The following is an 11,868-nucleotide window of genomic DNA, read 5'->3' as shown; positions in this document are numbered from 1 at the left end:
GCGCCCGCGCGGCCCGGCGGGTCGGCAGGTAGATCGTGACCGATGCCAGCGCCAGCGGATCCTCCGCCACCGGCCCGACCAGCCGGCCGGACAGCAGCGCCTCGGCGAGCGCCGGCAGGAACGGGACGCCCCGGGTGATGGTGAAGACGGCCTGCCGGTCTGACATGGGCGTCTTCTACGCGCGCGCGTTCGATGGGGACAGGTGTTTGCAACGATGGCGGACGCGCGCCGTTCCGTATCCCGCCCGCCGATGGCACGAAGTCACCCCGGAATACGATGTCTTCCAGACGCGTCAGAATTCCCGGGTCGTTCCATCACCCTCCTTGTCATCCCGGGGCCGCCTGCGGCGCCCCGGAATGACAGGGTGGTTCATTCTGCGGCCTTGGGATTCGCGATTGAAGAAGGGGTCCGAGAAACCACGATACCTTCTAACCCCGCACCGCCGCGGCGGCGCCATATCCGGCCCGACGCCCGAACACGACGCCGGAGGTCAGGCCCGAGCCGCCGGGATAGCCGTTGAAGAACACGCCGCCGACCATCTCGCCGCAGGCGTAGAGCCCGGGGATCTCGCTGCCGTCCTCGCGCCGGACGCCGCCACCCTCCCCGACCTCGACGCCGCCATACGTGAAGGTGATGCCGCCCGTGACCGGGTAGGCCTTGAACGGCCCGGTCTCGATCGCCTGCGCCCAGTTCGACTTCGGCAGGGGGAGGCCCTTGGTGCCGCGGCCGTCCTTCACGGTGGGGTCGAACGGCACGGCATCGTCCACGGCGGCGTTGAAATCCGCGATGGTGCGCCGGGCCGCCGCGCGGTCGATGCCGTCGAGCCTGTCGAGCAGCCCGTCGAGCGTGTCGGCCTCGACGAAGTGGGCGTCGTGGAACCGGTACTCGCTGTAGAGCAGGTGATCGACCTTGGCGTCGAAGATCTGCCAGGCGACGTGCCCGGGCTGCTCCATGATCGAGCGGCCGAACTGGGCGTAGGTGTAATTGCGAAAATTCTTGCCCTCGTCGACGAACCGCTCGCCGTTCGCATTGAGCATCAATCCCAAAAAGTAGCAGATCTTGCGGTAGTGCTTCCGCTCGCCGTGCGGCAAGTCGAGGTTGCCGTAATCGGGGGTGTGCAGGTCCATCGGGGTGGCGTGGCAGCCGCCGTAGAAGCCGTGCGGCTTGGCGCCGAGCGCGAGCGCCATCTCCAATCCGTCGCCGCGGTTGTGCGGGGTGCCGCGCACCCGGGCCTTGTCCCAGCCAGCGCCGATGAAGCGCGTGCGCAGCTCAGGGTTCGATTCGAAGCCGCCGCAGGCCAGGATCACCGCCCCGGCCCGGAACGCGCCCTGGGGCGTCTCCACGCCGACGACGCAGCCCGCCTCGACGATCAGCCCGGTGGCCGGGCAGCCGTAGCGGATCTCGCCGCCGGCCTTCGTGAACGCCTCGAGTTCGGCGCGGGCGAGCCCGAAACCCTCGTCGTGGGTGGCGAGCGTCAGGCCGCCCCAGAACACGAAGCGGCCGTCCTTCTCGAAGGATTGCCGGGCGTAGATCGGCTCGAACTTCACGCCCTGCGTCGAGAGCCAGCGCAGGGCCGCGCCGCTCTCGTCGATCAGGATGCGCTGCTCGCGCGAGAGCGGCCGGCCGTCGTTGAAGCCGAGGAGGTCGCTCTCGAAGGTCTGCGCCGTGTAGGCGCCGAAATCGGTCCGCGGCAGGCGCGGGTCGTCCGGGTCGGCGAGCAGCGGGATCAGGTCGTCGTTGCCCTGGTAGACGAACCGCATGGCGCCGGCGGTGTAGGCGGTGTTGCCGCCGGCCAGATCCGGCTCCGCCTTCTCGATCATCAGCACCGAGGCGCCGCGCTCCAGGGCGGCGAGGCCCGCGCTCATGGCGGCATTGCCGGAGCCGACCACCACGACATCAAAGGGTCCCGCCTGCCGATCCTGCATCGCCGCCTCCGTCATCCGAGCCTCGATTCCGATATTGTATACGCTTGCATGCAATCGGCGGCAAGCGTTCCTGCGGACCACGTTTCACGCTATGGCCACGGCCGAGGAGAGTCCGGCCATGAAGGCGAGCGAGTCTGAGCGCTCCAACGGCGCCGCCGCCTACGAGCGGCTGCTGCAGGCGATCGAGGAGGGCGAACTCGCCCCCGGCAGCCGCCTGCGCGAGGCCGAGCTGGCGGAGCGGTTCGCGATCAGCCGCACGCCGGTGCGCGAGGCTCTGGGTCGCCTGGAGGCGCAGGGCCTCGTCGCGCACGAGCCGCACCGGGGCGCCAGCGTGGCGCAGCTCGATTACGGTCAGGTCAGCGAGCTCTACGACATGCGCGAGGTGCTGGAGGGGACGGCGGCCCGCCTCGCCGCGATCCATGCCAGCGCGGTCGAGACCGAGCTTCTGGACGAGATGATCGCCCGCGACCGGGCGCTGGCCGGCGACGGGGCGGCGCTGGCGCGCACCAACCGGCTGTTCCATCGGCAGATCCACGCGGCCGCGCGCAACCGATTCCTGCAGGGCACCCTGGAGACGATGCGCCTGTCGCTGGTGCTGCTGCCCGGCTCGACGACCCTCTCGGCACCGGAACGGGCCGGCGAGTCCCTCGACGAGCATGCCGCGATCATCGCGGCGATCCGCGCCCATGATGGCGACCGGGCCGAGGCGGCAGCCCGCGCGCATATCCGCGCCGCCTTCAAGGCGCGGATCCGGATCTGGCAGGGGGTGTAGCCCGGCGCCCTGAGGGGCTGTGAGAATCTAGCGTCTTCGACCCGCGACAGGCCCCCTCTCCCGTGCGGGAGAGGGTTGGGGTGAGGGATGCGCCCTCTCCGGATGAACCTGTCCCCTCACCCTGTCCCTCTCCCGCACGGGAGAGGGGACCCGAGCCACATCCGAAAAGGCAGCTCGCTCCGCGGCTGCGGCAGCGCTCCCCAGCGTGGGTCGACGTAAAGCCGCTCAGGCGTGGGCCGGAACCCGGGCCTCCCGCGGGCCGCCGCGGAACAGCGCGAGCGTCGCGACGATCCCGCAGGCGGCCGCCGCCATCAGCCAGTAGCTCGGGGCCGCCCGGTCGCCCGTCCGCTCGATCAGGTAGGTCGAGACCATCGGGGTGGCGGTGCCGAACAGGGCCGTGGCGAGGCTGTAGGCCAGGGAGAAGCCGCTGGCCCGCACATGCGCCGGCACGACCTCGGACAGCGAGACGATCATCGCGCCGTTGTAGACGCCGAAGAAGAACGAGAACCACAATTCGACGCCGAGCATCTTGGCGAAGGTCGGATCGGCCACCAGCCAGTGCAGCGCCGGATAGGTGGTCAGCAGCGACAGGACCGAGATGGTGAGCAGCACGGGCTTGCGCCCGATCGCGTCCGACAGCGCGCCGCCCACTGGCAGCCAGATGAAGTTGGTGATCGCCACGCACAGGGTGACGATCAGGCTGTCGGTCTCGGTGAGCTTGAGGACGGTCTTGCCGAAGGTCGGGGTGTACACGGTGATCATGTAGAAGGTCACCGTGGTCATGGTGGAGAGCATCATGCCGAGCAGCACGATCCGCCAGTTGGCGGCGACCGTGGTGAGGATCTCGCGCGTGCTCGGATGGTGGGTCCGCTGGGCGAATTCCTGGGTCTCCTGCAGGGAGCGCCGGATGAAGAAGATGAACGGCACGATCAGGCAGCCGATGAAGAACGGGATGCGCCAGCCGAAATCGCCGATCTGCTGCTTGGTCAGGTAGGCGTTCAGCCCGTAGCCGATCACGGCCGCGAACATGATCGCCACCTGCTGGCTCGCCGACTGGAACGACGTGTAGAAGCCCTTCCGCCCGGGCGTGGCGATCTCGAACAGGTAGATCGAGACGCCGCCGATCTCGACGCCGGCCGAGAAGCCCTGCAGCAGGCGGCCGGCCAGCACGATCAGGGGCGCGGCGATGCCGATGGTCCCGTAGCTCGGGCAGAAGGCGATCAGCACCGTGCCGCTCGCCATGATCGCCAGGGTGACGATCAGGCCCTTCCGGCGTCCGATCCGGTCGATATAGGCGCCGAGCACGATCGCCCCGAGGGGCCGCATCAGCGCGCCGAGCCAGAAGGTCCCGAAGGTCAGGAGCAGCTCGGTGGTCTCGTTGCCCGAGGGGAAGAACGCCCGCGCGATGGAGCTGGCGTAGAACCCGAACAGGAAGAAATCGAACATCTCCAGGAAGTTGCCGCTCGTCGAGCGGAGGATCGCCCCGATCCTGGATTGCAGGCTCGCCCCGACGGCGCCCGGATCACCGGCCATGACGCAACGCTCCCCGATCTCGTTTCACGCACCGATCCATTTCATCGCGATGATCGTCCCGGTGACGGTCAGGGCGCCGCCGATCCGGGTGGCGATCTGGGCGAACGGCATCAGCGCCATGCGGTTGGCCGCCGTGAGGATCGCCACGTCGCCGGTGCCGCCCTGGCCGCTGTGGCAGGCGTTCACGATGGCGGTCTCGATCGGGTACATCCCGAGGGCGCGGCCGACGAAGAAGCCGGTGACCATCAGCGTGGACACGGTGGACACGATGGTGATCAGGTTCACCAGGGTGAACGCCGCCATCAGCTCGTTCCAGGGGGTGAGCGCCACCCCGATGGCGAAGAGCAGCGGGTAGGTCATCGAGACCTGCACGAACTTGTAGACCACGAAGCCGCCGGCCTGGAGGTGGGGCGACACCGCGCTGCCGAGCTTGGCGAACACCGCCAGGAACAGCATCGCCACCGGCGCCGGCAGGCCGACGAGGTGGTGGGCGACGACGCCGAGCAGGTAGAGGGTGATGGCCGTGAGCCCGGCCGCGCCGATCGTGGCGGCGTCGATCTGGCCGCGGGCCGCCTCGGAGCGGGCCTGAGCGTCGCTCGATTCCATGCCCTCCGCGCCCGGCTGGAGCCGGCCCTCGCCGGTGAGGTGGGGATAGCGCTTGCCGACATAGTTGAGGGTGCCGGCGAAGATGATCGCGGTGAGCGAGCCGAGCATCACCGGCGGCAGCACCTGGGCGAACACGACGCCCTGCTGCTGGCCCAGGATCGCCGCGTAGCCGATGGAGAGCGGAATCGCGCCCTCGCCGACGCCGCCGGCCATGATCGGCACCACGATGAAGAAGAAGGTCTTGTAGGGGCCGAGCCCGAGCGCGGTGCCGACCAGGGTGCCGACGATGGCGGCCGCCACCGAGCCGACCGCGAGGGGCGCGAAGATCTTGAGGAAGCCCTTGATCAGGACGTCGCGATCCATGCCCAGGATCGAGCCGACGATGATCGTGGCGATGTAGATGTAGAGGAAGTTGGTGAACTTCGTGAAGTCGAAGATCGCCTTCTCCATCTGGGGCGGCACCAGCTTGTAGTAGACGAGCGCCGACGGGATGAATGTCGCGAAGATCGCGCCCGCGCCGATGTTGCGCAGGATCGGGATGCGCTTGCCGATCTCGGCGCAGGTGAAGCCGCCCATCACCAGGACGGCGATCATGGTCGGCCCGTCCGGCTTGACCTCGCCCTCCTGGACCAGGACCACCAGCAGGATCGCCACGATGACGTAGAGCGGCAGCGGAATGATGCCGATCTTCATGTCGACCAGGCGCCACCAGCCCTCGGGCCAGAACCGTGCGGCGCGGCGCTCGTTGAGCGGCGTCGGCACGGGACTCGTCGAGGCGCTACTGGTCATCGGCTTCCTCCGGACTTCCGACCACGCGCGGGCCCTTCCGGCCTTCGCCGCGCGGCCCCGATCGCCCCGACGGTCGCGACCTGAGCCGCCCGGTCGGCGGAGATAAAGTCGAATCCGGCGTATCAGCGCCCGCACAGGGCGGCAACGCGAACCGCGGGACAAAGCGCGCCACCTGTATTGGGGAGAGGGATTAAGCCGGCACCTCCAGTCGTCGCGTGGACGCACGATCGGGGACGGCGCCGGGGGTGCCCCCCGGCGCCGGCTCATCGGATCAGAAGTCGCGCTGCACGCGGAAGCGGACGTGCGTCATCGAATCCTGCGTCGCCGTCCGCGGTACGAACGTGCCGTTGTTGATGGCGGCGACGTTCGCGTAGGCACCCGGGCCCTTGTCGAGGTCGATCACCCGGCCGTTCTTCACGCCGACCTGGGTGTAGAAGGCCTCGACGCCGATATCGAGATCCGCCACGGGCGACCAGATCAGGCTGCCGCCGACCACGTATTGGTAGGTGTCCCGCAGGGCCTGGCTCAGCTGGTAGAACCGGGTACCGGGCACGCCGACGCCGTTGGTGAAGAAGCTGTTGCCGCTTGGGTTCACCAGGCTGAACAGCGCGCCCTGGGCCAGGCGGGCACCGGCCGAGAAGTCCTGCTCGCCGTAGGAGCCGAACAGCGCCGAGCGCCATTCCGGCGACCAGTAGTGCAGGTACGACGCCACCGCCGAGAAGCTCGTCGAGGTCTGGAGCTGGCCGGTGAACGGGTTGACCGACGCGTCGGCGAAGTACTGCTCGAACTTCTGGGTATCGAAGCCGGTATTGGACTGCGCGTAGCAGCCGGCGATCATGCAATAGCCGGCATAGCTCTGCGCGCCGTTGGCGTAGGCCCCCTGCAGATAGAGGGTATCCCCCGGGGCAATCGCCGGCAGGTTGATCTTCACGCCGCCCTGCACACCCCAGCCCTGGACCGAGTTGGCGTGGCGGATGCCGGTGAGCACGCCACCCGCGCCCGCGGGCGTGTTGGTGCTCAGGTTGCCGACGTTGATCTCATGCGTGGCGGCCGAGAGCTGGGCCGAGCCCCAGGCCTGATCGATTCGCAGGGCGCCGACGAAATCGGGCAGCCGCGAGCGCTGGACGGCGTCGACGTTGCCGTAGCGGGACGGCCGGCCACTCGTGTAGCCGACGAAGACGGGGGCGAGCGCGTTCCCGGACGGCGAGAAGACCGGCGAGCGCGTGAAGACCGGGTCTTCCACCGACAGGGTCGCCGAGACGCCGTTGCCGAAGGTGGCGGTGTAGGCGAGCAGGTTGGTGGATGAATTGTCCGAGCCCGAGGTCGCGCTGTAGAACTCGAAATCGTGGGCGTAGAAGTCGTAGAACGACGAGGCGCGACCGGCGGTGAGGCCGGCGAACTGGATGAACGCCTTGTCGACGTTCACGTATTGCTGCGCCCGATTCACCTCGTCGACGCCCGTGCCACGATAGGCTTGGCCGATACGCACCATCGTGCCGGAATGGATGGTTCCGGTGCGGGAGGCGGCATCCAGGCGCACGAAGGCGCGCAGGGCGCCGTAGGCGGTCTGGGTGCGGGCATCCATGTTGAAGCGCGCCAGCCCCCGGAAGCCCGACGTGTCGCCGGCCGCGCCCGGCTGGCGGCTGGACGAGGTCTGGTAGGCCCCCTCGAACCGGGCCCGGCCCGAGACGCGCAGGCACGTGTCGGTGCCCGGGATGTAGAAGAAGCCGGCCCCGAAGGCCGAGCAGACGCGGACGAACTCGATCGGCGCCGCCTTCTTGATCGGAAGGTCGGCAGCCTGGGCGGATCCGACCGCAACGAACGCGGCCGCGGATCCGAGCAAGAAATGGTTCAATAATCTCATCAAGACCCCCAGAAGTTTGAAGCCGAAGACGGCAACGCTTCCCGTTTTTCTGCGGAACGCAGATTGTTCTTTGATTTTTTATTTGCAGAAGAGAGATCGGCAAGTTTTACCGCATCTCATCTTTCGTCTACGATCCTGCGATCCCGATCTTTATCAAGCAACAGTGATTCAACGTGCCGCCTGAGCATTTATGAATTTGTTGCTGATCTGCCACGTAACGCTTGAGATGTTTTGATTTTATTTAACTTCAGTATTTGCCATGAGGTATTTGCAATCGGACAATTTTTTCCGTCGTCATTGCTCTTGGTGGAACCAGATGCGCCCGATCATTGATCTAGATCGGAGACCTCTCGGAGCATCGATCCTGCCGGATGGGCGGCGCACCTGCCCCGGACGGTGGCGCGCTTGCACCAACCGCCTCGTGATCGGCGGCGATCGAGCCGCCATCCCGACCAGGAACAGGGCCGCCGGTCCTCATCGACGAATCGCGGGGGGCCCTCGAGCGCCATCGCTCGGTCCGGCGCCCGGGAGCCTTTCGGCGCGATGCACAACGCAAGGAGGCCCGGCGCAGGGCCGGGCCTCGGTTGTCGCGGCGCCGCAATACCGGCTCAGAAGTCGCGCTGGACCCGCAGGCGGATCTGCGAGACCGAATCCTGGGTCGCAGTCCGGAGCATGAAGGTGCCGGCGTTGATCTGGGCGATGGCACCGTAGGCGCCCGGGCTCTTGTCGAGATCGATCGCCCGGCCGCTCTTCAGGCCGATCTGCGTGTAGTAGCCCTCGACGCCGACATCGAGGTCCTTCACCGGCGACCAGATCAGGCTGGCGCCGGCCACGAACTGGTCGGTGTCGCGGAGCGCCTGGCTCAGTTGATAGAACCGCGTGCCCGGGACGCCGACCGCGTTGGTGCCGAAGGGATTGCCGCCGGCGAGGGTGCTCACCAGGCCGTAGGCCGCGCCCTGCGCAAGGCGGGCGCCGCGGGCGAAGCCCTGCGCGCCGTAGGAGCCGAAGACGGCCGAGCGCCAGTCCGGCGACCAGTAGTGCAGGTACGACGCCACCGCGGTGAAGCTCCGCGAGGTCTGCAGCCGGCCGGTGAACGGGTCGACCGTCGCGTCCGAGAAGAATTGGCTGAATTTCTGGCCTTGGATCGTCGCCGGGCTCTGTCCGGCGGAGCCGCTGAACGCCGAATAGCCCGTGTAGAACTGCGCGCCCGCGCCGTAGGCGCCCTGCAGGTACAGGGCGTCGCCCGGCGCGACGGACGGCGTGTTCACCTTCACGCCGCCCTGCACCGCCCAGCCCTGGACGCTGTCGGTGTGCGCGACGGCGGCGTTCGCGCCGGTGCCGAGCCCGACGTTGCCGACGTTCAGCTCATGGGTGGCGGCCGAAAGCTGCGCGGAGCCCCAGGCCCGGTCGAGGCGCAGGACGCCGACGAAGTCGGGCAGCCGCTCGCGCTGGATGCCGTCGATGGCGGCGAAGCTCGACGGAGCGCCCCGGGTATAGCCGACGAAGACCGGGCTGGCCGGAGCGGCGCCCCCCGAGGGCGCGAAGATCGGCGTGCGGCGGAAGACCGGGTCTTCCACCGACAGGGTCGCCGACAGGCCGTTGCCGAGGGCCGCCGTGTAGGCGAGCAGGTTGGTCGAGGCGACATCCGAGCCGGCGGTGCTGCCCGACAGCTCGAAATCGTGGGCATAGAAGTCGAAGAATGAGGCGGCGCGACCGGCCGTGAGCCCGGCGAACTGGATGAACGCCTTGTCGACGTTCACGACCTGCTGGACCCGACCGACCTGATCGACGCCGGTGGCGACGTAGGCCGAGCCGATGCGTTCCTGGGTGCCGGATCGGCCCACACCGGCCGCACCGGTCCGGCTGCCGGCCTCGAGGCGCACGAAGGCGCGCAGCGTGCCGTAGGCGGTCTGGGTGCGGGCATCGAGGTTGAAGCGCAGCAGCCCGCGATAGCCCGACGTATCGCCGCCGTTGGTACCGGCCTGCCGGGTATAGCTGGTGATGTAGCCGCCCTCGAACCGGGCGCGGCCGGAGACGCGCAGGCAGGTGTCGGCGCCCGGGATGAAGAAGAAGCCGGCGCCGTAGGCCGAGCAGACCCGGACATACGCGATCGCCGCCGCCGTCCCGACCGGAAGGTCGGCCGCGGCGGCTCCCCCGGCCATCGCGAGGGTGGCGGCCGAGCCCAGCAGGAGAGACGTCGATCGCCTCATCAAAGGCCTCGCTATTCTTAGCCGGCACAGCGGGACTGGCGCCAGAAAAAGCGGCCCGGCGCGGGGCCGGGCCTTGGAAGTCGAGTGCACGAGGACGAGTGCCGGGACAGAAGCCCCGGCACCGCTGGGGCGGATCAGAAGTCGCGCTGGACGCGGAAGCGGACCTGCGAGATCGAGTCCTGCGTCGCGGTACGCGGCACGAAGGTGCCGTTGTTGATGCCGGCGACGTTGTTGTAGGCGGTCGGGCTCTTATCCTGGTCGATCACTCGGCCGCTCTTCAGGCCGATCTGCGTGTAGTAGCCCTCGACGCCGATATCGAGATCCTTCACTGGCGACCAGATCAGGCTCGCGCCGGCGACGAACTGGTAGTTGTCGCGGAGCGCCTGGCTCAGCTGATAGAACCGCGTGCCGGGCACGCCCACGGCGTTGGGGCCGGAGATGAGACCGGAGCCGGCGAGGCCATAGGCGGCCCCCTGCGCGAGACGGGCGGCGCGGGAGAAGCTCTGCTCGCCGTAGGAGCCGAACAGGGCCGAGCGCCATTCCGGCGACCAGTAGTGCAGGTACGACGCAACAGCGGTGAAGCTCTGCGAGGTCTGCAGCTGGCCGGTGAACGGGTTGATCGTGGCGTCCGAGAAGAACTGGTTGAACTTCTGGCCCTGGATCGTCGCCGGGTTCTGCGCGTAGGACCCGCTATACGCGGAATAGCCCGTGTAGAGCTGCGCGCCGTCACTATAGGCGCCCTGCAGGTACAGGGCGTCGCCAGGCGCGACGAACGGGGTGTTCACCTTCAGGCCGCCCTGCACCGCCCAGGCCTGGACGCTGTTGGTGTGCGCGATGTTGACGTTCGTGCCTGCGACGGGATTCGTCGCGATATTGCCGACGTTCAGCTCATGGGTGGCGGCCGAGATCTGAGCCGAGCCCCAGGCCTGGTCGAGGCGCAGGGCACCGACGAAGTCGGGCAGACGCTCGCGCTGAACGGTGTCGATCGTGCTCAGCACGGTCGGAGCGCCCCGGGTGTAGCCGACGAACACGGGGCTGACGGTGGACGCGTAGGGCGCGAAGATCGGCGTGCGGCGGAAGACCGGGTCTTCCACCGACAGGGTCGCCGACACGCCGTTGCCCAGCACCGCCGTGTAGGCGAGCAGGTTGGTCGAGGCGTTGTCCGAGCCGAGCGTGCTGCCGGTGATCTCGAAGTCGTGCGCGTAGAAGTCGAAGAACGAGGACGCGCGACCGGCGGTCAGGCCGGCGAACTGGATGAACGCCTTGTCGACGTTCATGTATTGCTGATCGCGACCCACCTGATCGACGCCCGTTGAGGCGTAGGCCTGGCCGATGCGCTGCTGGGTGCCGGACTGGCCGATGCCGGAATAGCCGGTGCGGCTGCCGGCATCGAGGCGGACGAAGGCGCGGAGCGTACCGTAGGCGGTCTGGGTGCGGGCATCCATGTTGATGCGCATCCGGCCCTGGTAGCCCGAGGTGTCGCCGTTGGAGCCCTGGCGCGAGTAGCTGGCCATGTAGCCACCCTCGAACCGGGCGCGGCCCGAGATGCGCAGGCAGGTGTCGGTGCCCGGGATGTAGAAGAAGCCGGCCCCGAAAGCGGAGCAGACGCGGACGTACTCGATCGGCGCCGCCTTCTTGATCGGAAGGTCGGCGGCCTGGGCGGCTCCGATCGCCGCGAAGGCGGCGGCCGAGCCCAGCAGCGAGCTCTTCAAGAGCTTCATAGATATCTCCAAAGCTTCGAGACCCGAAAACACCCACGAGCCCGGTTTATCCGGCCCTCGCAGCGCTCGATGTTGTTGAATTCTGCAATCTTAAGTGCAGATGTTTAGATATATCCCGCGTCCGAGATTCCTCTATGCGGTTTCATATGATGGAACGCGCCTTATCCAAGCAACATCGATATCATTCGATCTGTGGAATTGATTTGTGTTGTTGCAACGTCGCAACGTCATCAAAATGTTTTGCAGTATTGTTGAGTATATAGATTGTAGAAGTAGTCCGATTGACGCGGATATTTATTGCGAACATCTCAAAAGGAATATCGCCGCAGCCGCGATTTTTATCCGCACGCGCGTGGGTCTGCCGATACGGCCGGACCCGGGCTCATCCCGCGGAGACGCGCCGGCCCATGGTCTCGAGCCGCCGCACGGCGATGCGCCGAACGGAGCC

At 67.8% G+C, this 11,868-nt stretch carries 8 protein-coding genes; 2 read left to right on the top strand and 6 right to left on the bottom strand.

Features of this window, described 5'->3' with window-relative positions; all coding sequences use genetic code 11:
* Positions 1 to 428 precede the first annotated feature (428 nt).
* Complete coding sequence (tcuA, locus tag FV228_RS09680; RefSeq protein ID WP_246693877.1) at positions 429 to 1,940, bottom strand: FAD-dependent tricarballylate dehydrogenase TcuA; 1,512 nt, start codon at positions 1,938 to 1,940, stop codon at positions 429 to 431.
* Positions 1,941 to 2,043: 103 nt separating this feature from the next.
* Between tcuA and FV228_RS09675 the strand changes: the two genes are divergently transcribed.
* A complete protein-coding gene (locus tag FV228_RS09675; protein WP_147854426.1) occupies positions 2,044 to 2,697 on the top strand; it encodes a GntR family transcriptional regulator in 654 nt (217 codons plus the stop codon).
* 225 nt (positions 2,698 to 2,922) lie between these two features.
* Here the strand turns inward: FV228_RS09675 and FV228_RS09665 are convergent, their stop codons facing one another.
* The 5 genes from FV228_RS09665 to FV228_RS09645 form a co-directional block, all read right to left on the bottom strand.
* Positions 2,923 to 4,230, bottom strand: coding sequence for an MFS transporter (locus FV228_RS09665; RefSeq protein ID WP_147854425.1), 1,308 nt, complete (start codon positions 4,228 to 4,230; stop codon positions 2,923 to 2,925).
* A gap of 24 nt (positions 4,231 to 4,254) precedes the next feature.
* Positions 4,255 to 5,625 (bottom strand): 2-hydroxycarboxylate transporter family protein, encoded by a 1,371-nt coding sequence (locus FV228_RS09660; protein ID WP_147854424.1) that lies wholly within the window; start codon positions 5,623 to 5,625, stop codon positions 4,255 to 4,257.
* A gap of 271 nt (positions 5,626 to 5,896) precedes the next feature.
* Positions 5,897 to 7,489, bottom strand: coding sequence for a porin (locus tag FV228_RS09655; RefSeq protein WP_147854423.1), 1,593 nt, complete (start codon positions 7,487 to 7,489; stop codon positions 5,897 to 5,899).
* A 608-nt stretch (positions 7,490 to 8,097) separates the two neighbouring features.
* Complete coding sequence (locus tag FV228_RS09650; protein WP_147854422.1) at positions 8,098 to 9,699, bottom strand: porin; 1,602 nt, start codon at positions 9,697 to 9,699, stop codon at positions 8,098 to 8,100.
* Between the two features lie 134 nt (positions 9,700 to 9,833).
* Positions 9,834 to 11,420 carry a porin gene (locus FV228_RS09645; RefSeq protein WP_147854421.1) on the bottom strand — a complete coding sequence of 529 codons (1,587 nt, stop codon included), beginning with the start codon at positions 11,418 to 11,420 and terminating at the stop codon, positions 9,834 to 9,836.
* A 205-nt stretch (positions 11,421 to 11,625) separates the two neighbouring features.
* On the opposite strand from FV228_RS09645, the gene FV228_RS33730 reads away from it, so the two are divergent.
* The coding region (locus FV228_RS33730) for a hypothetical protein (RefSeq protein WP_210247793.1) at positions 11,626 to 11,868 on the top strand (243 nt) is incomplete at its 3' end.

It is taken from the genome of Methylobacterium sp. WL18, assembly GCF_008040015.1.
Lineage (GTDB): Bacteria > Pseudomonadota > Alphaproteobacteria > Rhizobiales > Beijerinckiaceae > Methylobacterium > Methylobacterium mesophilicum.
Note: the sequence above shows the minus strand (reverse complement) of the source record. Positions and strands in the feature narration are given on the sequence as shown.

What these genes read in the sequence shown, in the direction of transcription:
- FV228_RS09665 (WP_147854425.1), bottom strand. Translation starts at nt 4,230, where the DNA reads ATGGCCGGTGATCCGGGCGCCGTCGGGGCGAGCCTGCAATCCAGGATC.
- FV228_RS09660 (WP_147854424.1), bottom strand. Translation starts at nt 5,625, where the DNA reads ATGACCAGTAGCGCCTCGACGAGTCCCGTGCCGACGCCGCTCAACGAG.
- FV228_RS09675 (WP_147854426.1), top strand. Translation starts at nt 2,044, where the DNA reads ATGAAGGCGAGCGAGTCTGAGCGCTCCAACGGCGCCGCCGCCTACGAG.
- FV228_RS09645 (WP_147854421.1), bottom strand. Translation starts at nt 11,420, where the DNA reads ATGAAGCTCTTGAAGAGCTCGCTGCTGGGCTCGGCCGCCGCCTTCGCG.
- tcuA (WP_246693877.1), bottom strand. Translation starts at nt 1,940, where the DNA reads ATGACGGAGGCGGCGATGCAGGATCGGCAGGCGGGACCCTTTGATGTC.
- FV228_RS09650 (WP_147854422.1), bottom strand. Translation starts at nt 9,699, where the DNA reads ATGAGGCGATCGACGTCTCTCCTGCTGGGCTCGGCCGCCACCCTCGCG.
- FV228_RS09655 (WP_147854423.1), bottom strand. Translation starts at nt 7,489, where the DNA reads ATGAGATTATTGAACCATTTCTTGCTCGGATCCGCGGCCGCGTTCGTT.